Origin of the sequence: Oerskovia merdavium, from assembly GCF_014836755.1 — a bacterium.
In the GTDB taxonomy this organism is placed as follows: domain Bacteria; phylum Actinomycetota; class Actinomycetes; order Actinomycetales; family Cellulomonadaceae; genus Oerskovia; species Oerskovia merdavium.
Map to the genome: position 1 here is coordinate 129,299 of NZ_JACSQF010000010.1, position 23,408 is coordinate 152,706.

General features: G+C 72.4%; 20 protein-coding genes, 1 pseudogene and 1 riboswitch. Of the genes and pseudogenes, 12 read left to right on the forward strand and 9 right to left on the reverse strand.

Annotation, left to right across the window (positions count from 1 at the left end):
- Positions 1 to 58 precede the first annotated feature (58 nt).
- A complete protein-coding gene (locus H9641_RS11235; protein ID WP_191803757.1) occupies positions 59 to 217 on the forward strand; it encodes a hypothetical protein in 159 nt (52 codons plus the stop codon).
- 94 nt (positions 218 to 311) lie between these two features.
- Here H9641_RS11235 and H9641_RS11240 read toward each other — a convergent pair whose 3' ends face one another.
- The 4 genes from H9641_RS11240 to H9641_RS11255 all read right to left on the reverse strand — a co-directional run bounded on the left by H9641_RS11240 (position 312) and on the right by H9641_RS11255 (position 4,046).
- Positions 312 to 1,088, reverse strand: coding sequence for a uracil-DNA glycosylase (locus H9641_RS11240; protein WP_191803759.1), 777 nt, complete (start codon positions 1,086 to 1,088; stop codon positions 312 to 314).
- A gap of 19 nt (positions 1,089 to 1,107) precedes the next feature.
- Positions 1,108 to 1,482, reverse strand: a complete 375-nt coding sequence (locus H9641_RS11245) for a VOC family protein (RefSeq protein ID WP_191803762.1) — start codon at positions 1,480 to 1,482, stop codon at positions 1,108 to 1,110.
- A 210-nt stretch (positions 1,483 to 1,692) separates the two neighbouring features.
- The gene (locus H9641_RS11250; protein WP_318244531.1) at positions 1,693 to 3,036 is read right to left on the reverse strand and encodes a multidrug effflux MFS transporter; all 1,344 of its coding nucleotides are present in this window, start codon (positions 3,034 to 3,036) and stop codon (positions 1,693 to 1,695) included.
- A 227-nt stretch (positions 3,037 to 3,263) separates the two neighbouring features.
- Entirely contained in the window at positions 3,264 to 4,046 is a 783-nt protein-coding gene (locus H9641_RS11255; RefSeq protein ID WP_191803766.1) for an LLM class F420-dependent oxidoreductase, read from the reverse strand.
- A gap of 162 nt (positions 4,047 to 4,208) precedes the next feature.
- On the opposite strand from H9641_RS11255, the gene H9641_RS11260 reads away from it, so the two are divergent.
- The 8 genes and pseudogenes from H9641_RS11260 to H9641_RS11295 all read left to right on the forward strand — a co-directional run bounded on the left by H9641_RS11260 (position 4,209) and on the right by H9641_RS11295 (position 11,814).
- Positions 4,209 to 4,895: an LmeA family phospholipid-binding protein gene (locus tag H9641_RS11260; RefSeq protein ID WP_191803768.1), complete on the forward strand. Its 687-nt coding sequence runs from the start codon at positions 4,209 to 4,211 to the stop codon at positions 4,893 to 4,895.
- Between the two features lie 10 nt (positions 4,896 to 4,905).
- Positions 4,906 to 6,081: a winged helix DNA-binding domain-containing protein gene (locus H9641_RS11265; protein ID WP_191803770.1), complete on the forward strand. Its 1,176-nt coding sequence runs from the start codon at positions 4,906 to 4,908 to the stop codon at positions 6,079 to 6,081.
- 33 nt (positions 6,082 to 6,114) lie between these two features.
- Positions 6,115 to 6,285 (forward strand): annotated as a pseudogene (locus H9641_RS20720) (MerR family DNA-binding transcriptional regulator); the annotation flags it as partial.
- Positions 6,286 to 6,554: 269 nt separating this feature from the next.
- Positions 6,555 to 7,604 (forward strand): aldo/keto reductase, encoded by a 1,050-nt coding sequence (locus H9641_RS11275; RefSeq protein ID WP_191803772.1) that lies wholly within the window; start codon positions 6,555 to 6,557, stop codon positions 7,602 to 7,604.
- A 170-nt stretch (positions 7,605 to 7,774) separates the two neighbouring features.
- A complete protein-coding gene (locus H9641_RS11280) occupies positions 7,775 to 8,704 on the forward strand; it encodes an ABC transporter substrate-binding protein (protein WP_191803774.1) in 930 nt (309 codons plus the stop codon).
- Between the two features lie 244 nt (positions 8,705 to 8,948).
- The gene (locus H9641_RS11285) at positions 8,949 to 9,890 is read left to right on the forward strand and encodes an ABC transporter substrate-binding protein (RefSeq protein ID WP_225220317.1); all 942 of its coding nucleotides are present in this window, start codon (positions 8,949 to 8,951) and stop codon (positions 9,888 to 9,890) included.
- A gap of 29 nt (positions 9,891 to 9,919) precedes the next feature.
- Positions 9,920 to 10,963: an amino acid ABC transporter permease gene (locus tag H9641_RS11290; RefSeq protein WP_191803777.1), complete on the forward strand. Its 1,044-nt coding sequence runs from the start codon at positions 9,920 to 9,922 to the stop codon at positions 10,961 to 10,963.
- Positions 10,964 to 11,049: 86 nt separating this feature from the next.
- Positions 11,050 to 11,814 (forward strand): amino acid ABC transporter ATP-binding protein, encoded by a 765-nt coding sequence (locus tag H9641_RS11295; protein WP_191803857.1) that lies wholly within the window; start codon positions 11,050 to 11,052, stop codon positions 11,812 to 11,814.
- Between the two features lie 126 nt (positions 11,815 to 11,940).
- Here the strand turns inward: H9641_RS11295 and H9641_RS11300 are convergent, their stop codons facing one another.
- Positions 11,941 to 13,044, reverse strand: coding sequence for an excalibur calcium-binding domain-containing protein (locus H9641_RS11300; protein WP_191803779.1), 1,104 nt, complete (start codon positions 13,042 to 13,044; stop codon positions 11,941 to 11,943).
- 192 nt (positions 13,045 to 13,236) lie between these two features.
- Here H9641_RS11300 and H9641_RS11305 point away from each other — a divergent pair, with 192 nt between their 5' ends.
- Positions 13,237 to 17,220 carry a TM0106 family RecB-like putative nuclease gene (locus tag H9641_RS11305; protein WP_191803859.1) on the forward strand — a complete coding sequence of 1,328 codons (3,984 nt, stop codon included), beginning with the start codon at positions 13,237 to 13,239 and terminating at the stop codon, positions 17,218 to 17,220.
- An 87-nt stretch (positions 17,221 to 17,307) separates the two neighbouring features.
- On the opposite strand, the gene H9641_RS11310 is transcribed toward H9641_RS11305, so the two are convergent.
- The 4 genes from H9641_RS11310 to H9641_RS11325 form a co-directional block, all read right to left on the reverse strand.
- On the reverse strand, positions 17,308 to 18,027 hold the full coding sequence (locus H9641_RS11310) for a hypothetical protein (protein WP_318244532.1): 720 nt from the start codon (positions 18,025 to 18,027) through the stop codon (positions 17,308 to 17,310).
- A gap of 88 nt (positions 18,028 to 18,115) precedes the next feature.
- Positions 18,116 to 18,484: a hypothetical protein gene (locus H9641_RS11315; RefSeq protein WP_191803783.1), complete on the reverse strand. Its 369-nt coding sequence runs from the start codon at positions 18,482 to 18,484 to the stop codon at positions 18,116 to 18,118.
- Between the two features lie 106 nt (positions 18,485 to 18,590).
- Positions 18,591 to 18,702, reverse strand: a riboswitch (SAM riboswitch).
- A gap of 131 nt (positions 18,703 to 18,833) precedes the next feature.
- Complete coding sequence (locus H9641_RS11320) at positions 18,834 to 19,037, reverse strand: cold-shock protein (protein ID WP_030152390.1); 204 nt, start codon at positions 19,035 to 19,037, stop codon at positions 18,834 to 18,836.
- 182 nt (positions 19,038 to 19,219) lie between these two features.
- The gene (locus H9641_RS11325) at positions 19,220 to 20,755 is read right to left on the reverse strand and encodes a polysaccharide deacetylase family protein (protein ID WP_191803785.1); all 1,536 of its coding nucleotides are present in this window, start codon (positions 20,753 to 20,755) and stop codon (positions 19,220 to 19,222) included.
- Positions 20,756 to 20,979: 224 nt separating this feature from the next.
- On the opposite strand from H9641_RS11325, the gene H9641_RS11330 reads away from it, so the two are divergent.
- Entirely contained in the window at positions 20,980 to 21,831 is an 852-nt protein-coding gene (locus H9641_RS11330; RefSeq protein WP_191803787.1) for an aldo/keto reductase, read from the forward strand.
- A 473-nt stretch (positions 21,832 to 22,304) separates the two neighbouring features.
- Positions 22,305 to 23,396 (forward strand): branched-chain amino acid ABC transporter substrate-binding protein, encoded by a 1,092-nt coding sequence (locus H9641_RS11335; RefSeq protein ID WP_318244533.1) that lies wholly within the window; start codon positions 22,305 to 22,307, stop codon positions 23,394 to 23,396.
- Positions 23,397 to 23,408: the final 12 nt, after the last annotated feature.

Here is a 23,408-nt window from a genome sequence, read left to right on the forward strand (position 1 = left end):
CGCTCCCTCCTAGGGTCGGCCCCCGCAAGGCGTCGCCGGCAAGGAAGGGGAGGACACCATGGACGACCACCGCCTGGACCGCGAGCTGCGCCGCATGGAGATCATCGCGCGCCTCGAGACGCTGCGGGTCGCGGGCCGCGAACGACCGCAGGGCGCCCAGCGCCGTCTCCTCGCGGTCTCGGTGCGCGCCCAGGAGATGCGCCCGCGCCTGCCGTGACCCGGTGCCCGCCCTGGCTCGTCGGGTGGGTGCTCAACCCGACGACTGCCCGACCGGGACCCGGCCGCCCCACCCGGCCCGGGCTCGCGGGGGATCAGCCGCCGAGCTCCCGCGCCCGCAGCAGCACCTCGTCGAGCATCTCGGGCGTCAGTCGCCCCGTGAAGGTGTTCTGCTGGCTCACGTGGAAGCACCCCAGCAGCGTCAGGTCGCGCCCGTCGGGGTGCGCGAGCCGCACCTCGGCCCCGTGCCCGAACCGCGGGCGAGGTCGCGGCACGTCCCACCCCTGGTCGTCGAGGGTCGCGAGGAGCGCCTGCCACCCGAAAGCGCCCAAGACCACCGCGACCCGCGGCCCGACGAGCTCGAGCTCGCGCCCCAGGTACGGCGCGCACGTGCGACGTTCGAGCGGGGTCGGCTTGTTGGCCGGCGGGGCGCAGTGCACGGGGGCCGTCACGCGGATGCCCGTCAGGGTGAGACCGTCGTCGGCCCGCACGGACGTCGGCTGGTTCGCGAACCCCGTGCGGTGCATCGCCGCGAACAGGAAGTCGCCCGAACGGTCGCCCGTGAACATCCGACCCGTGCGGTTCGCGCCGTGCGCGGCCGGAGCCAGCCCGACGACGAGCACCCTCGCACGGTCGTCGCCGAACCCGGGCACGGGCCGCGCCCAGTAGGTGTCGTCGCGGAACGAGGCCCGCTTCACGGTCGCGACCTGTTCGCGCCACGCGACCAGGCGCGGGCAGGCCCGGCAGCCCACGAGCACCTCGTCGAGTGCCGCGACGCTCCCCGCGGAACGGGCCTGGAGGGGGTACGTGGCGTCGTCGGGCCCGACGGCGCCGCCCGCCTCGCGAGGCGCGGCGCCCCGCGGAGCGCTCACCGGCCGGACCAGGCCGGCGTCATGCCTGGGGTGTGACGAGCTGCTGCAGCGCCCAGGTGTTGCCGTCGGGGTCGGAGAAGTACGTGAAACGGCCCCAGGGCAGGTCCTCGACCGGCGGGGCGTCGATGCCGTGGTCGAGCAGGTGCTGACGCGCCTCGTCGGCGTCGGGCACGACGATCTGCAGGCCGCGCTGCCCGCCCGAGGGCATGTCGGTCATGTTGACGTCGAGCACGATCGAGCACGCCGAGCCCGGCGGGGTCAGCTGGACGAACCGCAGGTCGTCGTTGACGGGGATGTCGTGGTCGGGGTGGAAACCGACCTGGTCGACGTAGAAGGCCTTGGCCCGGTCGATGTCCGACACGGGCACGGGGACGAGCTCGAGCTTCCAGTCCATGGTCGTCGCTCCTGGTGATCTTTGCTGACGGTCGCGGCCCGCGGGACGACGGGCACACCTTCACCGTACGAAGAGAAGCGGTCACCCGCTGGCCGGGACGCCCTTCGGTGCCGACCCTGCGGTGGGCGCCCGGATTCCGAGGAATCCGGACGCCCACCGCACGGTCGTCGAGCACCGGCGCTGGGCTCGACGCGGGGCTCGGCGGCGGGGTCAGGTGCGACGTGTCGCCGGGACCACCGGAGCCTCGGCCGCCGCCTCGGCGGCCTCGACCACCGCCTCGGCGGCCGCGACGACCCCGAGCTCGGAGACGTCGGAGACCACGACCAGCTCGTCGGCCTGCGCGTCCTCGACCGCATCCCCTGTGTCCGAGCCCGCGACGTCGTCGCCCGCGGCCGGTACGGCCCGCAGCGAGCGGCTCAGGCTCAGCAGGAGCAGGCCCGCGACAGAGATGACCCCGAACATGACCGCGGCCATGGTGATGGTGACGTCGCCGCCGATCAGCCCGGTCAGGGGCGCGATGCCCGCGCCGACGCCGAACTGCATGGCGCCCAGCAGGGCCGCCGCGCTGCCCGCGCGGTGGGCGTTGCGCTCGAGCGCGACCGCGGGGACCGACGGCATGACGAACCCGGCCGTGCCCAGCGTCAGGACGATCAGGGCGACCAGGACGGGGAGCCCCGCGCCGCTCAGGGTCGCGGCGAGCAGCCCTGCCGACAGGATCATGCCGACCGGCACGATCACGCGCAGGATCTGCTCGGGCGTCACGCGTCCGACGAGCGCGCCGTTGACCTGGCTGCCGATCGTCACGGACACCGCGCCCGCGCCGAAGATGATCGCGTACTGCTGCGCGCTCAGGCCGAACTGCTCCTGGAACACGAACGTCGACGCCGAGATGTAGGTGAACATCGCGGCCATGTAGAAGCCGCCGAGCAGAGCGAGGCCGAAGAACGACCAGTCGCGCACGAGCGACCCGTAGGAGCGCAGGGCAGCCGACGTGCCACCCGTCCGCCGCAACTCGGGGGGCAGCGACTCCTTGAGCCGCAGGGCCGCGAGGACCAGCAGCAGCACGCCGAACACCGCGAGGGCCACGAACATCAGGCGCCACGAGCCCATGCGCAGGAACTGGGCCCCGATGGTCGGGGCCAGGATCGGCGCTACCCCCACGACGAGCATGAGTCGCGCGATGACCTTGCCGACCTGGAAGCCTTCGAAGTTGTCGCGCACGATCGCCATCGACAGGACCATGCCGGCCGCGGCCGTGAGGCCCTGGACGAACCGGAGCGCGGTGAGCATCTCGACGGACTGGACGAACACGATCCCGGCCGAGGCCAGGACGTAGAGCGAGAGCGCGGTCAGCAGCGGGAGTCGGCGCCCGATCGCGTCGGAGATCGAACCGATGAGGAGCTGACCCAGCGCGAGTCCGGCGAGGGTCGCGGTCAGGGTGAGCTGGATGCGGGACTCGGTCGTGCCGAGCTCCCGGACGATCTGCGGGAAGGCCGAGAGGTACAGGTCGATCGTGAGCGGGCCGATCGCCGTGAGCGCCGAGAGGAGCAGCACGAAGCCGACGGTGATGCGGGTGGCGCGGGTGGGGCGTGAAGCCGGAGGGGCTGACGGTGCCGACGGGTGGGAGACCGCGTCAGGGGTGGACGACGCTGGTGGTGGGGTGGCCATGACTGCGGCAACCCGCGCTGCCGGGTCGTTGTTCCCGGACGGCGTACGGCGTCCGGTGGCTGAGACGGGGCGCTGCCGTCGCGTGCGCGGCGCGCCCCGTCCTGCCGGTGGGGTCAGCCCTCGGCGCGCGCGTCGCGCCAGGCGACCCACTGCTCGACGAGCGAGAGGTCGTAGTCGGGTCCGCTGACCCCGACCGTCAGGAGCGTCGCGCCGAGGCCCACGAGCTCGTCGCCCACCTCGGCGGGCGGGCGGTTCACCGCGACGGACCGCTCGACGAGCGAGGCGGTGTCGCGCCCGACGGCGGCGCCGTGCTCGTCGAGGATCGCGCTCTTGCGGGCGAGCGTCTCGGCGTCGCCGAACGAGTGCCATGCGGTCGCGTGCTCGGCGACGATGCGCAGCGTCTTGCGCTCGCCCCCGCCCCCGACGAGGATCGGGATCTCGCGCGTGGGGGCCGGGTTGGACGCGGCCCAGCGGGCCTTGATGCGGGGGAGCGCGTCGGCGAGGTCCGCGATGCGCGAGCCCGCGGTGCCGAACTCGTAGCCGAACCGGTCGTAGTCCTTCTCGAACCAGCCGGCGCCGATCCCGAGGATCAGGCGGCCGCCCGAGATGTGGTCGACCGTGCGGGCCATGTCCGCGAGGAGGTCGGGGTTCCGGTAGCTGTTGCACGTGACGAGCGCGCCGATCTCGACCTGGCTCGTCTGCTCGGCCCACGCGCCGAGCATGGTCCAGCACTCGAAGTGCTTGCCGTCGGGGTCGCCCGAGAGCGGGAAGAAGTGGTCCCAGTTGAAGATCACGTCGACCCCGGCGTCCTCGGCGCGTGCCACCGCGTCACGGATCTGGGGGTAGTCGGCATGCTGGGGCTGGAGCTGGACGCCGATGCGCACGGGACGAGTCATGTCATTCAGCCTAGGCGGCGTGACACCGGGCATGTCGCCGGGAACACGGCGAACCTGCAGGACTCGGGCGGCGCCGGGTCGCCGTCCGCCGTGAGCGACACCGCAGGTCACGGATCCGCATCGTCCGCGGCATCGTCCGGTCTCGCCACCTACTGTGGGCGGATGAAGCGATGGTGGTGGTTGATCGGCGGGCTCGTCGTCCTGGTGCTCGTTCTCGTCGTGGTCGACCGCGTCGCGGTCCGCGTGACCGAGGGGGCCGCGGTGCGGTCCATGGAGCAGGAGGACGTCGAGCTCACGGACGCGAACCTCGACATCCAGGGCTTCCCGTTCCTGACGCAGGTGGTCGGTGGCGAGCTCGAGCACGTCACGGGCACGGCGGCGACGGCGACTTTCGGCGGGTACACCGTGTCCGACCTGCACATCGACGCCCGCGGTGTCTCGACGAGCGACCCGTACGTCCTGCGGTCGGGCACCGCGACGGGTCTCCTCTCGCCGTCGTCGCTCGACGCGGTCGCGAGCGAGGCGGCCGGGTCCCCGGTCACCTTCACCACGGACGGTGACCTGCTCGTCGCGAGCATGTCGGTCCTGGGCGTGGACCTGTCGGCCAGGCTCACGCCGCGGGTCGACGGCAACACCATCGCGGTCGACGTCGCGTCCCTGACCCTGGGCCCCGCGACGATCACGATCTCCGACCTCCCTCGCCCGATCGCGAACCTGCTGACGAACCTCCAGGTCCCGCTCGACCTCCCGACGGGTGTCACGCTGACCTCGGTCGGGGTCACGGACGGGGCGATCCGGGTCGAGCTGAGCGGGACGGACGTCGCGCTCGCGGACCTCGCGGCGTCGTGAGCCGGGGGCGGTGAGCGGCGTGGTCGGCGACGGGGCAGGGGCGACGACGCCCGACGCCGCCACGGTCGTCGCGACCCGCCTGGGTGCGCACGGCCTCCGGGGAGCCGGCCTCCCGAGCCTGCGTGACGTCGTCGGGCACCTGGGGGCCGTCCAGTCCCAGGAGTTCCACCCGTCCCTGTGGGGGATCGCGCAGCGCACGGCGGGGACGCCGTCCGCGGCGGCCGCGCGCGAGGCGTTCTCCGCGGGAGACCTGGTGCGCACGCACGTCCTGCGCCCCACGTGGCACACCGTCCTGCCCGACGACGTCCGCTGGCTCCTGCAGCTCACCGCACCCCGGGTGCACCGCCTCAACCGTCCGTACTACCCGGACCTGGGCGGACCCGCGCAGGACGCGGCCGCGACCGACCTGCTCGCCGGCGCGGTCGCGGGTGGCCGGCACCGGACCCGGGCCGAGCTCGCGGCGCTGCTCGCCTCGCACGGGCTGCCCTCGTCCGGCATCCCGTTCACGTACATCCTGATGCGGGCCGAGCTCGACCGGGTCGTGATCAGCGGCGCGCTGCGCGGCAAGCAGCAGACGTACGCGGCGTTCGACGAGCGCGTGCCCGCCGGATACGGGCCCCTCGGGTCGACGTTCGACGAGGACGCGGCGCTGGTCGAGCTCCTGCGGCGTTACCTGCGCAGCCGCGGGCTCGCGACCGTCAAGGACTTCGCGGGCTGGTCGGGCCTCACGATGACCCGCACGCGGGAGGGGCTCGCGGCGCTGGGGGCAGAGGTCGAGCAGGTCGTCGGGGTCGGGGGCGCGGCGAGCGGGCTGGTCCTCTGGCGGCTGGTCGACGGGCCGCCCCTGACCGGCACCGCGGGGGATGTACAAGTGGACCTGCTCCAGGGGTACGACGAGTACTTCGTGTCGTACAAGGACAGCCGGGACCTGGCCCGCGACCCGCTCTCGGCAGAGGCGCCTGCCGTCCTTCCGCTCCGGCTGCCCGGCACGGAGGAGTCGCCGTTCCTGCACGTCGTCGCGGTGGACGGTCGGGTCGTCGGGCGATGGCGGCACGTCCTGAGCGCACGGTCGCTGCGGCTCGACACCCAGCTCTTCCGGCCGCTGACCCGGGCCGAGCAGCGCGGGTTCCTGGTCCAGGCGGAGCGCCTCGCGGCGCACTGGGACGTGGAGCTCGAGGAGGCCTGACCGTCCTGACAGCCGCCGTGGCACGCTGGACCCATGACCGCTCTCGCCCCGGGAACGGCGCTGACCATCGCTGAAGCGGCCGCGTCGTCGGGCCTCACCGTCCACACCCTGCGCTACTACGAGCGCGACGGGCTCATGCTCGACGCGGTCGAGCGCGCTCCGTCCGGGCACCGGCGCTACACGGCCCGCGACGTCGACTGGCTCGTGCTCCTCACAAGGCTGCGCGGTACGGGCATGCCGATCCGCGAGGTGCGCGCGTACGCGGACCTGGTCCGCGCGGGCAGGGCAACGAGGTCGAGCGTCTGCGTCTGCTGCACGCGCACCGTGAGCGCGTGCGCGCCGAGCTCGCGGCCGTGCAGGAGCATCTCGAGGCGATCGAGCGCAAGATCGACGTCTACGAAGGGCGGACCGGGGACAGCTGAGGGCGACCGTCCTCTTGACCTCGAGCGCACTCGAAGTCGCAGGCTGGAGTCATGACGGAAACCACCGCGACACGGCACCTCCCCACCCACACCCTCGGCAGCGCCGAGAACGGGACACTGCTCGAGGTCGGGGCCGTGGGCCTCGGCTGCATGGGCATGTCGGCCTTCTACGGCGCCACGAGCGGCGAGGGCTCGCCCACCGACGAGACCTCGATCGCCACGATCCACCGCGCCCTCGACCTGGGCGTGACCCTCCTCGACACGGCCGACATGTACGGCCCGCACACCAACGAGCGCCTCGTCGGCCGCGCGCTCCGCAGCTCCGGGGTGGCCCGGGACGACGTCGTGGTCGCGACCAAGTTCGGGATCGCGCGGGCCGGGGCGAGCGCGAGCGACCGGACGATCGACGGACGACCCGAGTACGTGCGCCAGGCCGTCGACGGCAGCCTGCAGCGGCTCGGCCTCGACCACATCGACCTCTACTACCAGCACCGCGTCGACCCCCAGGTGCCCATCGAGGACACCGTGGGCGGCATGGCAGAGCTCGTCCAGGCGGGCAAGGTCCGCCACCTCGGCCTGTCCGAGGCCGCGCCCGAGACCATCCGGCGCGCGCACGCCGTCCACCCCCTCACGGCTCTCCAGACCGAGTACTCGCTGTGGTCGCGCGACGTCGAGGCACAGATCCTGCCGACGCTGCGCGAGCTGGGGATCGGGCTCGTCCCGTACTCGCCGCTCGGGCGCGGTTTCCTCACGGGCACCATCTCGTCGGTCGACGGGCTCACCGAGAACGACTACCGCCGGACCAACCCGCGCTTCGTGGGCGACGCGCTCGACGCCAACCTCGCCCTCGTCGCGCAGGTCCGTGAGCTCGCGGCGGCGCGAGGCATCACGGCCGGGCAGCTCGCGCTCGCCTGGGTCCTGGCGCAAGGGCACGACGTGGTCCCGATCCCCGGCACCAAGCGCGTGCGGTACCTCGAGGAGAACGTCGCCGCTGCGGCCGTCGAGCTCTCCCCCGAGGACCTCGCGGAGCTCGACGCGGTGCTCCCGGCCGGGGCCGCGGCGGGTGACCGGTACCTGGACATGTCACCGCTGAACGGCTGACGACGGGCTGATCGGGTGCGTGCCGGCCGAGGTGCCGGGCGCACCCGGGGGCGGCGCGCCGTCGGGCGCGACCAGGGCTAGGTGCCGAACCGAAACCCCTCCGTGACGCGAGCGAGACGTATCGCCCCTAGAGTGGCGCGCCACGACGTACCCACCCGATCGGAGCTCTCATGCGCAAGATGCCACTCCTCGTCGCCCTCACGGCCGCGGCTACCCTGGCCCTCACGGCCTGCACGGACGCCTCCCAGCCCGCCGACTCCCCGTCCACCGGGTCCGCGGGCGAGACCTCCACGGAAGCGCCGTTCGACCTCACGTCGATCCAGAAGGACGACGCCGCCGCGGCCCTGCTGCCGGCCGAGATCGCGAGCGCCGGCAAGCTCGTCGTCGCGTCCAACACCGAGTACGCGCCCGCCGAGTTCATCGACGCGGACGGCCGGACGCCGGTCGGCTACGACATCGACATCATCACCGCGGTGGGTGCGGTCCTGGGGCTCGAGGTCGTGATCGAGTCGGCCGACTTCCCGGCGATCATCCCGGCGCTGGGCAGCAAGTACGACGTCGGCATCTCGTCGTTCACCATCACGACCGAGCGCATGGCCGAGGCCAACATGGTCAGCTACTTCAACGCGGGCGAGGCGTTCTCGGTCCAGAAGGGCAACCCCAAGAACGTCGACCCGACGAACATCTGCGGGCTGACGGTCGCCGTGCAGACCGGCACGGTCGAGGACGAGGGCGCCGAGGAGATCAGCTCGACGTGCGTGGAGGACGGCGAGCAGCCGCTCGAGGTCCTGCGCTACGACAACCAGGCCGACGCGACGACCAACCTCGTGGGCGGCAAGGCCGACATCATGTACGCCGACTCGCCCATCGTGTCCTACGCGATCGAGCAGACGAACGGGGAGATCGAGCAGATCGGCGACGTGTTCGACTCGGCACCCCAGGGGATCGTGACCGCGAAGGCCGACACCGAGCTCGCGGCCGCGATCCAGGCCGCGCTCACGGTCCTGATGGAGGACGGCACGTTCACCGACATCCTGGCCTCGTGGGGCAACGACGCGGGCGCGCTCGACGAGTCGGTCGTCAACCCGCCGGCTTCCTGAGCCGAGCGGGGCAGCGGGCCCCGAGGCCGGTCGGGCTGCTCCACGGAGCTGCCCGACCGGCCTCGGTGCCCGGCCTCCACCGGTGCGCGGCGCGCACCCGGCCCCCGGCAGAACGGCGTCGTTTTGCCAGTCGGGGCGCCCGCGCGGGAAACTGGGAGGGCAACGGTGCGGCGCCGCTCCGTGCTGCCCGCGCTGCACGGTGTCACGACCCACCCCCCTGAGGTCGGCGCCGGAGCTCACCACCATGAAACGGGAGACCCCCATGCGCAGGCTGCCTGCTCTCACCGCCCTGACCGCCCTCGTCGCGACCTTCGCGCTCACGGCGTGCACCGACGCGTCCACGGACTCGAGCGCGAGCCCCACCGACGGCGGTTCGTCCGCAGCGTCGTTCGACCCGTCGACCATCGCCAAGGACGAGACGATCGCCGCGATGCTCCCGGCCGACGTCGTCGAGGCCGGCCTCCTGACGGTCGGCACCAACGCCACGTACGCCCCCGCCGAGTTCATCGGTGACGACGGCAAGACGATCGTCGGCTACGACGTCGACCTGGCCAAGGCGGTCGGCGCCGTCCTGGGTCTCGACGTCGAGGTCACCAACGCCGACTTCGCCTCGATCATCCCGGCGATCGGGAGCAAGTACGACATCGGCGTCTCGGGCTTCACGATCACCCCCGAGCGCCTGTCCGAGGTCAACATGGTCAGCTACTTCCGTGCGGGCGAGGCGTTCGCCGTGGCCCAGGGCAACCCCAAGGACGTCGACCCCACCGACGTGTGCGGCCTGAGCATCGCCGTCCAGACGGGCACGGTCGAGGACGAGGCGCTCGACGGCCTCATGGCTGACTGCGAGGCCGCGGGCAAGCCCGACATCACGCCGCTGCGCTACGCGAGCCAGGCCGACGTCACGACCAACCTGGTGGGCGGCAAGGCCGACGTCATGTACGCGGACTCGCAGGTCGTGGCCTACGCCGTGACCCAGACGGGCGGCCAGATCGAGCAGCTCGGCGACATCTTCGCCGACTCGCTGCACGGCATCGCGATCGCCAAGGACGACACCGCGCTCGCGCAGGCCGTCCAGGCCGCGGTCCAGAAGCTCATCGACGACAGCGACTACACCACGATCCTCGACGCCTGGGGCAACGCCTCCGGTGCGGTGACCACGGCCGAGCTCAACCCCGTGGTCTCCTGAGCTGATCCCCTGACAGAACAGAGGTAGCCATGGCCCAGCCGCCCAGCACCCCATCGCCCGACGGACCGCCGAGCGGGGGCTCGTCGAGCCTCGGCACGGCGTCCGCGCCTGCCGACCGGATACCGGAGCGCATCCACGCGGTCCCGGTGCCCCGGCCGGGACGCTGGGCGGCGGCCGTGGTCCTCCTCGTCCTGGCGGCCATGGCCGTCCACGGCCTGGTCACGAACGAGAAGTTCCGGTGGGACGTCGTCTGGCTCTACCTGCGGGACGTGCAGATCATGCGCGGCGTGGGCTGGACCCTGATCCTGACGTTCTCCTCGATGGCCATCGCGGTCGTGCTCGCGGTGATCCTCGCGGTCATGCGTCGCTCGGACAACCCGGTCATGCGGGCGACGAGCTGGTTCTACATCTGGTTCTTCCGCGGTACCCCGATCTACACCCAGCTCGTGTTCTGGGGTCTGATCTCGGTCCTGTACCCCAAGCTGAGCCTGGGCATCCCGTTCGGACCCGAGTGGTTCGTGTTCGACACCGCGGACCTCATCACCGCAGCGCGCGCCGCGATCCTGGGCCTCGCGCTCAACGAGGCCGCGTACCTCGCGGAGATCGTCCGCGCGGGCCTGGGCTCGGTGGACCCGGGTCAGGCCGAGGCCGCGAAGGCCCTCGGCATGAAGGACGGCAAGATCCTGCGGCGCATCATCCTGCCGCAGGCCATGCGCGTGATCGTGCCGCCGACGGGCAACGAGACCATCTCGATGCTCAAGACCACGTCGCTGGTCCTCGCCGTGCCGTTCAGCCTGGACCTGACGTTCGCGTCGAACGCGATCGCGAACCGCATCTTCCTGCCGATCCCGCTGCTCATGGTCGCGGCGATCTGGTACCTGCTGATCACGAGCATCCTCATGGTCGGCCAGCACTACATCGAGCAGTACTACGGGCGCGGGTTCGGCTCGTCGACGGGCACGAGCCGCCGTCGCAAGCCGGGCAAGGGCCCCACGAAGCCGAGCAAGCAGGAGGCGATAGCGGCGTCGGGCACGACCGCGAACGCCGACCCCTTCCTGGAGGTGACCCCGTGACCGCGGACGCTCTCGACCACCCGTCCGGCGCTGCGACCGCGGCGTCAGGCCCGACGGCGGCACGCGCCGACGCGTCCGTCGCACCCATGGTGGAGATCGACGGGGTGCACAAGATGTTCGGCGACGTGCACGTCCTCAAGGGCGTGGACCTCGAGGTCCCCCGGGGCTCGGTGTGCGTCGTGCTCGGGCCCTCGGGCTCAGGCAAGTCGACGCTGCTGCGCTGCATCAACGAGCTCGAGGACCTCACGGCGGGTCGCATCTACGTCGACGGCGACCTGATCGGGTACCGGGAGGTCGAGAAGAACGGCAAGAAGCGGCTGCACCGCCTGCACCCCAAGGTCATCGCGGCCCAGCGCTCGCGCATCGGCATGGTGTTCCAGCGCTTCAACCTGTTCCCGCACATGACGGCCCTCCAGAACGTCATGGAGGCCCCAGTGCAGGTGCGCGGGCTCTCGCGCGCCCAGGCCAGGGCGCGCGCGGAGGAGCTGCTCGCCCGGGTCGGCCTGTCCGACCGCATGGACCACTACCCGTCCCAGCTCTCGGGCGGCCAGCAGCAGCGCGTCGCGATCGCCCGCGCGCTCGCGATGGACCCCGAGCTCATGCTGTTCGACGAGCCGACGTCCGCGCTCGACCCCGAGCTCGTCGGTGAGGTCCTCGCGGTCATGCGCGACCTCGCCGAGAGCGGCATGACGATGATCGTCGTGACGCACGAGATCGGTTTCGCGCGCGAGGTCGGCGACCACGTGGTGTTCATGGACGACGGGGTGATCGTCGAGCAGGGCGACCCCCGCGAGGTGCTCACGAACCCGCGCGAGGAGCGGACCCGGGAGTTCCTGGCGCACGTGCTGTAGCCGTCCGCGTCTGCCGAGAAGCGAGCAGTGGCCCCTGGATCTCTCGATCCAGGGGCCACTGCCTTCGCACGTCCTCCCTCGGCACCTCGGGCCGGCCGACCGCGGCGCCCCACCGGTGAGAACCGGTCAGCGTTCGCAGGCGACGCCGTTGCCGTCCCAGTCGAGCGCCGGGTTGAAGCCGTCGTCGCCCTGCTTGAGCGGGGTCTTGCCCTCGCGCTTGGCGGCCTCGCACGTCAGGTAGATGCCGTTGACCTTGCCCGAGTCCCAGCCACCGTCGTTGCCGTTGTTGTTGTCCTGCACGGCGGCCTCACGCTCCGCGATCGCGACCTCGCGGTCGTCGAGCGCGACGTCGCGCGCGTCGAGCTCGGCCTCCTTGGTGGCCGCGGCGGTCTCACGGGCCGTGACGGCCTCGGTCGAGGCCGCGATCCCGGCGAGCTGGGTCTCGAGGTCGGTCCGCTCGGCGTCGAGCTTCTCGCGCTCGGCGGCCATCTGCTCGGTCGTGAGGGCCGCTGCCGCGGTGGCGTCGCCGGCCTCCGACTGGGCCTTGAGCGTCACGCCGAGGCCGATGAGCAGCCCCACGGCGAGGCAGCCCACGCCGATCCCGAGGGGCAGGAGCCAGCGCATGTAGGTGCGCTCCTCGCGCTCCTCGTCGTCGTCGCTCGAGAAGATCGCGAGCGGACCGCGGTCGGAAGCAGGAGGCTGCCCGGCGGAAACGGCAGGCATCGCGACGGGGACCGCGGGGCCGCCGGCCTGGGCGGTGCTCGTGGCGGCGCCCCCCGGGGCAGCGGCAGCGCCGACGACCGGCAGGATCATGGTCGAGGAGGGGGCCTCCGCGGGCGCGGGTGCGCTCACGTCACGGCGTGACCGCCTCGTCGGCCCGACCGCGGGGGTCCCGCCCCCGGGGGACGTCGCGGGGAGCGTTCCGGGGTGCATGCCGGCGGGGACGGCGTTCGTGGCCCCGGAGACCGCCGACGCTCCGGGGGCGCCCGCGGTCTGGAAGAGCACCGGGATCCCGCCGCCCGGCGTCTCGCGGGACCAGGCCTCGGCCCCCGAGGCGGGCGGGGCAGGGGGCGGAGGCGGCGTGGGCACGGCTGCGGCAGCGCCGGCCTCCACCCAGAAGACCCAGCCCTGGGGCGCGGCCGGCCAGGCCGGGTCGGGGTGCCAGTCGGACGAAGGGGCGAAACCGGGGGGTACCAACCAGCCGGGCGGCGGGTTGAAATGTACGGCCATGGGAGAGCTCCTTCGACAGTTCCAGCGCGCTCACTATGCTGCAGATCGGCCCGTTGACGCCAATTCCGTGCCCTGTCAGCGGCGCCGGGTACAAAGGAACCGGGTCGAGGAGCGTGCGGCGGCCCCCGATCGGCAGCGAGACGGGCGATCGGCAGCGTGCGTGAGCGATCCCGAGGAGTCGTCGTGTTCCTGATGGACCAGCAGGACCCGTCCGCCGAGGAGCTGCTCGTGTTCTCGGCGAGCGACCTCGTCGCGGCGAGCGAGTGCGAGTACCGCCTGCTGCGCACGCTCGACGAGAAGACGGGGCGTGCGGCCCGTGGCGCGGTCGAGGCGGACGACATGCTCGAACGCACCGCGACCCTGGGCGACGTGCACGAGCAGCAGGTCCTCGCCGGGCTCGTGGACCTCGTGGGTGCGGACGCGGTCCGGGAGATCCCCGTGCCGCGCACCATGCGCCGCGAGGACCTCGTGGCCGCGCACGCCGCGACGCTCGCGGCCCTGCGGGACGGGGTCAAGGTCGTCTACCAGGGCTCGTTCTTCGACGGCCGCTTCCACGGCCGCGCGGACTTCCTGATCCGCACGGACAGCCGGGCGGCTCACGTCTCCCTGCTCCCCGCCGGCCCGACGACGTCGGGCACCCTGAGAGGACCCGGCGCCCCGGGCGCGGGCGGCCCCGAGTACGCGGTGTACGACGCGAAGCTCGCGCGGCGCGCCAAGGTCCCCGCGCTGCTCCAGCTCGCGGCCTACGCCGACCAGCTCCTGGCCGCAGGCGTCGAGACGTCGCCCGTGCTGCACCTGATCCTGGGGACGCGAGCCGTGACCGACCACCGGCTCGCGGACGTCCTGCCCGTGTTCCGCGAGCGTCGTGCCGAGCTGCTGCACCTGCTGGACACGCACCGCGCGGCCGGCGAGCCGGTCCGCTGGGACGCCCCCGGGCTGCGGCAGTGCGGCACCTGCGGGTACTGCTCCCAGCAGGTCGAGGAGCACGACGACCTGCTCCGCGTCGCGGGCCTGCGCAGCACCCAGCGCGTGCGGCTCCGAGCGGGCGGCATCACGACCATGACCCAGCTCGCGTCGGCCACGGCCCCGCCCCGCGGCCTCGCTGCACGCACGTTCGAGGCGCTGAGGGTCCAGGCCCGGCTCCAGGCCGGTCTGGTCGACGTGCCGCCCGACGGGGGAGCCGTGCCGGGCCTGGGGCCCGGCCCCAGCGGGTCGGTCACGTGGAGCACGCAGGTGGTGCCGGGGGAGGGGGACCCGGAACCTGCCCGGACGGAGCAGCACACGCTCTCCTACGTGGTCGTCGACCCCGCGCCGCTGCGCGACCTGCCCCCGCCGGACCCGGGCGACGTGTTCTTCGACTTCGAGGGGGACCCGCTGTGGTCCGTCACGGACCCGGCGACCGGCGACGTCACGTGGAACATCGACTACCTGTTCGGGCTCGTCGAGCGACCCGGCACGCCCGGGGAGAAGCCACCCTTCCACGAGTTCTGGGCCCACGACCTGGAACAGGAGAAGCAGGCGCTCGTCGACTTCGTCGACTACCTGGCCAAGCGACGCGCCCAGCACCCCGGGCTGCACGTCTACCACTACGCGTCCTACGAGAAGACCCACCTGCTGTCGATCGCGGCCCGCCACGGCGTCTACGAGCAGGAGGTCGACGACCTCCTGCGCCAGGGCGTGCTCGTCGACCTCTACTCGACCGTGCGCCACTCGCTCAAGGTCTCGGCGCCGTCGTACTCGATCAAGAAGCTCGAACCGCTCTACATGGGCGACCAGCTCCGCGGCGGCGACGTGACCGACGCCGCCGCGTCGGTCGTGGCGTACGCGACCTGGTGCGCCGCGCGCGACGCGGGCGACGAGGACGAGGCCGCCCGGCTGCTGCGCGGCATCGCGGACTACAACGAGTACGACTGCCTCTCGACCCTGCGGCTGCACGAGTTCCTGCTGGGCCTCGCCGGACGCTCGGCCCCCGCGACGAGCGACGTCCGCACGCCGTCCCCGGTCGGCGACGGGTGGGAGGACGACCTGCCGCCCGTCCTCGAGCTCAGCGACGCCGAGGTGGCCCGCCGGGCCAAGCGTGCGGAGGCCGAGCAGGTCGAGCTCGACGTACGGGCGCTCGCGGGCGGCGTGGACGGTCGGTCGGGGGACGGGCGGACCGACGACGAGGAGGCCGTCGCGCTCCTGGGCGCCGGGGTCGGGTACTACTGGCGCGAGGCCAAGCCGTTCTGGCAGGAGTACTTCTCGCGACTCAAGGACCCGGTCGACGAGTGGCAGACCCCCCGGTCGTACTTCCTCGTGGAGCGGGCCGAGGTGATCGAGGACTGGGCCCGGGCGACGCCGCGCAGCAACCCGTCGCGCCGCCTGCGGCTCTACGGTGAGCTGCCCGACGGCACCGAGCTCAAGGCGGGCTACGAGGGCGCGACCGCGCTCTTCGAGGGACCGGCTCCCGACGGGATCGAGCCCGCGCGCGGCGCGGTGCGCTGGTCGACGGGGAGCGTGCGCGTGCACGGCGTCGAGCGCGGGAGGCTCGCGAGCGGCCGGGAGGTCGACGTCCTCGACGTGCGGATGCCCGTCCCCAAGGGAGCCGCCACGCACGACGCGCTGCCCATGGCGCTGACGGTCGGGCAGGTGCTGCCTACGCCGCAGCAGGAAGCCTCGATCCGGGCGCTCGCGACGCTCGTCCAGGCGCAGAACCCCGACGGGCCAAAGGCTCCCCTCGGGCTGCCGGACCACCCCGCGCTCGACCTGTTGCGCCGGCGTCCGCCGCGCACGGTGTCCGGCGGACCGCTGCCCACCCTGGGTGACGGCCCCGAGCGGTACATCGACGCCGTCACGGACGCCGTCCGCGACCTCGACGGGTCCTACCTGGGCGTCCAGGGGCCTCCGGGCACCGGCAAGACGCACCTCGCCTCGAAGGTGATCGGCCGCCTCGTCGCCGAGGGCTGGCGAGTGGGTGTCGTGGCGCAGTCGCACGACGTCGTCGAGAACGTCCTCGCGGGCGTCATCACCAAGGGCGGCGTCGCTGCGGACCGCGTGGGCAAGAAGGCCTCGGGTCCCAAGGGGCGGGACGTGTCGAGGGTCGGGCGCGACGCGGGGTCGGGCCTGCCCGACGACGTCGCGGCCGCCGAGCTCCCCGAGGGCTCGCGGCTGGTCCCCTGGCGGCTCGTGGACTCCGCCCAGACCTCTTCGTTCGTCGGCGAAGGGCCCTGCGTGATCGGCGGGACAGCCTGGGACTTCGCGCACGTCGAGCGTTTCGGTGACGGCGAGCTCGACCTGCTCGTGATCGACGAGGCCGGGCAGTTCTCGCTCGCGAACACCGTCGCGGTCTCGCGGGCCGCGCAGCGGCTCCTGCTCCTGGGAGACCCGCAGCAGCTCCCGCAGGTCTCGCAGGGGCAGCACCCCGAGCCGGTCGACCAGTCGGCCCTCGGCTGGCTGACCCGCGCGGGTGGCGGGCACGACGTGCTGCCCCCGGAGTTCGGCTACTTCCTCGCACGGTCGTGGCGCATGCACCCCGCGCTGTGCGACGCGGTGTCCGAGCTCGCGTACGAGGGCCTGCTGCACGCCGAGGCGGCCGCGGGCGAGCGGCTGCTCGTGGGGGTCGAGCCCGGTGTGCACGTGGTCGAGGTCGAGCACGCAGGGAACGCGGTGTCCTCGGGCGATGAGGCCCAGGAGATCGTGCGGCAGGTCCGGGCGCTGATCGGGACCACGTGGTACCCGGGAGGGCAGGGCGGGGTCGCGCCCGTCGGTGGCGTCGCCGGCGAAGGAGCCTCCGGCGCCGGTGCGGGGTCCTCCGGTGCGGGCCCGGCCGGCTCGCGGCCGCTCGACCAGCACGACTTCGTGGTCGTGGCCCCCTACAACGCGCAGGTCTGGACCGTGCGGCACGCGCTCCAGGCCGCGGGGCTGGGGGACGTGCGTGTGGGGACGGTCGACAAGTTCCAGGGCAAGGAGGCGCCCGTCGCGATCGTCTCGATGACCGCCTCGGCGCGCGAGGACGTGCCGCGCGGCATGGAGTTCCTGCTCTCGCGCAACCGGGTCAACGTCGCGGTCTCGCGGGGCCAGTGGTGCGCCGTCGTGGTCCGCTCGCCCCGGCTCACGGACTACCTGCCGCAGCACCCTGAGGAGCTCGCCGAGCTGGGCGCGTTCATCGGGCTGTGCCGGTCGGGGCGGCCTGCCTGAGCACGGCCCTCTGTCGAGTGCATGATCCGGCAGCGACACGCCGGGCGAGTCGCTGCCGAATCACGCACCCAAGGTCTGGACAGGGCCTCAGAAGTCCCCGAACCCGCCGAAGTCCCCACCACCGAAGTCGCCGAAGCCCCCGAAGTCCCCGCCGGCCTCGGTGAACTCACCGCCCGTGTCACCCGCACCCGGGTCGGCCTCGGTCGCGCCGGGGTCCCCCTCGCCACCCGTCCCGCCGTCGCCCGCGAGGTTCGCGGTCGGGTCGCCGAACATCGGGCCGAACATCATGTTGGCGACCGCGGAGCCGATCACGACGCCCGCGATGGTGCCGAGCATGCTCGAGCCGATCATCGACCCCATGCCCGGCCCGCCCTGCCTGCCTCCGAACGACCGTTCGAGCGTGCCGGGGTTGCGCATCTCGGCGCGGGTCGCCATGCGGGCGAGCGACTGCGGGTCGTCGGAGGTCGCGCGCTCGGCGGGCGGCAGGCTCTCGCCGAGGTCGGTGAGCACGCGGCGTCGCTGCTCGGGCGTGAGCCGCGCGAACGCCTCGGCGTGCGCCTGCTCGACGGCCTCGGGGGGAGCGGTGCGCAGCAGGTAGCGGTAGCGGTCGATCGCGACGTCGTCCTCGCTGCGTCCGGGACCTGTCGGGGCGGGGGGCGGGGTGCCGTACACGGGGGACTCGTGGCCGTCGTAGGTCGCGGTGCGGCGCGGCACCCCGTCGTCCTGCGGGGTGCGGCCGAGGAGGCGGTCGAGGAATCCCATGTGCGTGTCCTTCTGGTCGAACCCGTCGAGGGCGGGTGCCCTCACCGGTTCAACGCGGTACGCCGCGTCGCCGTTCCGTCGAGTGCATGATCCGGCGGCGAAACGCCTGGCGAGTCGCCGCCGAACCAAGCACTCAACGGCGAGCGGGCTCCGGTACGCAGCCCACCCCGCTCAGGAGCCGGACGTTGAGCGCCGCTCCCGAGACCTCGAGCGCGTGGTACTGCTCGTGCACCCGCACGGTCTGGCCGTCGGCCAGGTCGAGCGCGGTGTGGTGCCACGCCCGACAGGCGCCCTCGCCCGTCAGGTACTCGACGACGACCTCGATACCACCGTCGACCGGTCGTACCGCGCGGACCGTGCCCTCGCGCCAGCCCCAGGGCCGGTTGCCGAGCATGCGTGCGTGGACGGGGTGCAGGAGGTGCCCGGTGTCGTACCGGTCGCACACGGTCGGTGCGGGACAGGGGGCGGTCGTCGGCCGGCGTTCCATGACGTGCTGGGCCATGGTGCTCCTTCTCTCCGTGCCCGACGGCGGAGCTCACCCCGCGCGTCGACGCTCACCCGGGCGGGCCCAGGTGAGGGGCACGAGGAGGAGCGCCGTGTCGCTGGGCTTCTCGCTCTTCCCCCACGGTCGTGGGGGCGGGTCTTCCTCCGGGAGCACCGTGCGCGTCGCGCGGTTGCCGGACCAGCACGCCGGAGGGCGGTTCGCTGGTCCTCTGGACCGTTCTCAGTTCTACCACGGCGGCAGAGACCAGGCACGGAGGTGCCTGGTCCTGGACGCACGAGTGCCCCCGACCGGCGAACCGGTCGGGGGCACTCGTTCAATGATCAGCTACGCCCGGAGGCGAGTGAGATCAGAGCGGGCGGATGTTCTCCGCCTGCGGGCCCTTGGGGCCCTGCGTCACGTCGAACTCGACGCGCTGGTTCTCCTCGAGCGAGCGGAAGCCCTGCGTCTGGATGGCGGAGTAGTGCGCGAACACGTCGGCGCTGCCGTCCTCAGGTGCGATGAAGCCGTAGCCCTTCTCGCCGTTGAACCACTTCACGGTTCCCAATGCCATGGGGATCTCCTTCTAGAGTTTCAAACAGCTCCATGATCTGGAGCCGAACATCACGGTGTTCGTCGTCAACTCTTGGGTAACAAGGTTCGCGGTGGCATGGGGCCGTTGCGCAAGGACAAGCGAGGCACTGCAATCTCACCGGTAACGGTACAGGGGTTACCCCGACTGTGCTACCCCTGTTGCTAACGATTGAAGTACTTGTGTCCACCAACCAGGTCAGGACCGAGCAAATCGGGCACGGTCACGAGTGTGTAACCAGCAGCCCGCAGACTGTCCACGATGCCGGGCACGGCCGACACGGTCGAGGCGTGGATGTCGTGCATCAGCAGGATCGCCCCAGGTCGGGCACCTGCGAGAGCCCGCTCGGAGGTCATGGCCGAGTCCTTGTTCTTCCAGTCCTCGGTGTCGACGTCCCACAGGATCGCCGGCTCGTTGCGCTGGGAGAGGACACTCGTCACAGTATCGCTCGTCGCGCCGTAGGGAGGGCGCACGAGGGTCGGTCGGACGCCTGAGGCTGCCTCGACCGCGTCTGCGGTCGACTGCAGCTCCTGCGAGATCTGGTCGGTACCGAGCTTCGACAGGTCGGGGTGCGACCACGTGTGGTTCCCGACGGCGTGGCCCTCGGCGACCTCGCGGCGTACCAGGTCCGGGTTCGCCTGGACCGACCGACCGACGAGGAAGAACGTGGCCCGGACCTGCTTCTCGGCCAGGGTGTCGAGGAGCTGCGACGTGTACTTGCCGGGGCCGTCGTCGAAGGTCAGGGCGATGCACCGCAGCACCGAGCAGTCCGGTGCGTCGGGCGACGCGGGGGGTTGTGCGGGCACGGGCGGCTCCTCGGCAGGGGGTGGGGCGATCCCGATGAAGGGTGCACCGCTCGCCGCGACCTCGGCAAGCTGCTTGCCGACGGCCGACAGGACGCTCCGCGTCGCGTCCGGCTCGAGGCGCACGGCCAGCTCCCCGTCGGCCCGGGCCGAGACCAGGCCGGGCGAGAAGACCAGGGTCGCTGCGCCGTCGGGCCCGAGACGGACGTCCCGGAACGTGTCCTCGGACGACGGCACGGGCTCGCCGAACCCCAGCCCCTCGGCCGCGAGCGCCGCTCCCGCCCACTCCGCGGACTGCTTGCGACCGTCCGCGGTGAGCAGGTCCGACGACCACGTCGTGGTCGCGCGCGGGAGGTCGGTGTAGAAGGTCTGGCTGCCCACCTCCCCGTTCGCCCCGCCCGTGAAGGCGTAGGTCGAGGCGTGCACGCCCAGCACGTCGCCCTGCGCGAGCACCAGGTCCCACCCGACGTTGAGCTCGTTGCCCACCGCGTCGGGGTCGATCGCCGACTCGTAGGCCTGCGTCGTCCCGTCGACGAAGCGGCCGAACGCCCGCGCGAGCGAGTGCTCGCCCGGGATCGCGACGGTCGAGACCGAGCGGGCGTCGCCCGTGTCCGCGGTCGACTCCTGGTGGATCTCGAGGTTCTCGACCGAGGTCGGGTCGAGGACCGCCGGCGGGTCCACGCGCTCGGCGGGGACCGGGGTCGCGGTCGGTGACGGGGTCGGCGAGGGCTGTGCCGACGGCTGTGCGGACGCGCGCGTCAGGTAGAACGTGACGCCCGCGGCGGCGACCAGCAGGGAGACGACGACGGCGACGACCCAGACGGCCCGGCTCCGCGGGTGCGCGGGGGAGGGACCGCCCGACGGCAGGCCGCGGGACGGGGAGGCGTGCGGGGACATCAGGCCACGGTGCCACGCCCGAACGGTGCACGTCGCGCCCGGACGGGCCGATGAGGCGAGCGCCACAGCGTCCGCCTCGACCCCTCGCACGGCCGCCTCAGGTGCTTCACGACCTTCACCCGCCGGGCACCCTGGCCGCGGCGGCCGTCCGTGGTGCGCGGGCGGCCTCGACCGCGGCGCGCGACGGGTGGTGCCCACCGCCGGGCGCGGGGTAGAACTGAGTGATGGTCTCTCCTTCCCAGGTCCCCGGCGTCGTGCTGAACAACGGTGTCACCGTCCCGCAGGTCGGCCTCGGCGTCTTCAAGGTGCCCGACGACGCGACCCAGCAGAACGTCGAGCAGGCGCTCGAGGCGGGCTACCGGCACATCGACACCGCGGCCGGCTACTACAACGAGGCCGGGGTCGGTGCGGCGCTGCGCGCGAGCGGGCTGCACCGCGACGAGATCTTCGTGACGACCAAGCTGCGCAACGGCGACCAGGGGTTCGAGTCGGCCCTCCAGGCGTTCGAGGACTCGCGCGAGGCCCTCGACCTCGAGGTCGTCGACCTGTACCTCATCCACTGGCCCGTGCCCAGCAAGGACCTCTACGTCGAGACCTGGCGGGCGTTCGAGAAGCTCTACGCCGACGGCGCCGCGCGTGCGATCGGCGTGTCCAACTTCCTGCCCGACCACCTCGCGCGGCTGCTTGCCGAGACCGACGTGGTGCCCGCCGTCAACCAGGTCGAGGTCCACCCCACCTACCAGCAGCGGGCCACGCAGGCCGCGACGCTCGCCGCGGGCATCGCGGTCGAGGCGTACTCGCCGCTCGGGCGAGGCGCGGACCTGGACCACCCCGCCGTGGCGGCGGTCGCGGCCGCGCACGGCGTCACTCCTGCGCAGGCGATCCTGCGCTGGCACGTCCAGGGCGGACGGATCGTCATCCCCAAGTCGGTGAACCCCGAGCGCATCGCCGCGAACATCGACGTGTTCGGGTTCGAGCTCTCGGCCGAGGAGGTCTCGGCGATCGACGCGCTCGACTCGGACGCGCGCCTGGGCTCCGACCCCGCGACGGCCGCGTTCTCGCAGTACCCGGCCTGAGCCCGGGTCGCAGACCCCTCACCTGCGCCTCTGCCGAATCGAGACGTCCCCGTGACGGTGCCGTAACGCGGCACGGAGTCTCGCGTAACGGTGTCCGCATACGTTCCATGCACTCAGGTCGTCAGGACCCGAGCCCGGAACCTCGGGCACGTTGTCCGGTTCGCCGTGTGTGACTCTCTGGTTGCAATTGTGCAACTGGGGTTTCGCGCTCGTCCGACCTGTGCCATCGTCAGCACGATATTCAGTGCTGAATATTCAGGTGATCCACCGCGGGTGCGAGGACTCTGAGCACCCGGGTGCGATCTGGCGCACGGAGGTTCGGAATGCAACGCACAGCACGTCGAACGACGGGTGGGCTGGCCCTCGCGCTGGCTGCCACCCTCGCCATCACCGCATGCGGTACTCAGTCTCAGGGGGACAACACAGGATCGACAGAGTCGTCGAGCGAGACCGGCACGGCCGACCTCGCGATCGTGCCATCCGTCCAGATCGACATCGACGGCCAGGAGGTCCCGGTCGAGACCTCGGGCGACCCCGTCGACCCGGCCGGTGACGGGACGGCCGAGTGCGCCGAGGGAACCTCGATCGCCATGGCCGGCGCCCTGACCGGCCCCAACGCCGCGCTCGGGCAGAACATCCTCTACGGCGCCAAGGTCGCCGTCGACGCGTTCAACGCCGCGAACGCGGGCTGCCAGATCACCATCAAGGAGTTCGACACCGAGGGAGACCCGCAGAAGGCCACCCAGGTCGCCCCGCAGATCGTGGGCGACGCGAGCGTCATCGCGCTCCTCGGCCCGGCGTTCTCGGGCGAGACGTCCGCGACCGGCGACGTCTTCAGCCAGGCGGGCCTGCCGTCGCTGTCCGCGTCGGCGACCAACCCCGACATCACCAAGAACGGCTGGAAGACGTTCTTCCGCGGCCTGGCGAACGACGCGGTCCAGGGCCCCGCGGTCGCCAAGTACATGGTGGACACGCTCGGCTACGAGAAGGTCTGCGTGGTCCAGGACAACTCGGACTACGGCGTGGGCCTCGCCAAGGAGATCACCGCGGGACTGGGTGACGCGGCGGACGACTCGTGCTCGGCCGAGGTCAAGGTCGGCGACAAGGACTTCGCCGCGGCGACCCAGCTCATCTCGAGCTCGGACGCCGACGCGGTCTTCTACGCGGGCTACTACGCCGAGGCGGCACCGTTCGCGCAGCAGCTGCGTGACGCGGGCGTCGACATCCCGTTCGTGTCCGCGGACGGCACCAACGACCCGCAGTTCGTGACCCAGGCGGGGGCCGCGTCCAAGGGCGCGATCCTGTCGTGCCCCTGCGGCCCGGCTCCTGACGAGTTCGCCTCGGCCTACGAGGCGCTCAACGGCCAGGCTCCCGGCGTCTACTCGGTCGAGGGCTACGACCTGGCGACGATCATGCTCACCGGGATCGCGTCCGGCGTGACGGACCGTGCCGGGATGCTCGACTTCGTGACGAACTACGACGGTGAGGGCTTGGCCCGCACCTACAAGTGGGACGACACGGGCGAGCTCTCGTCGGCCCTGATCTGGATCTACGAGGTCAAGTAGCCGGTCGGCGCC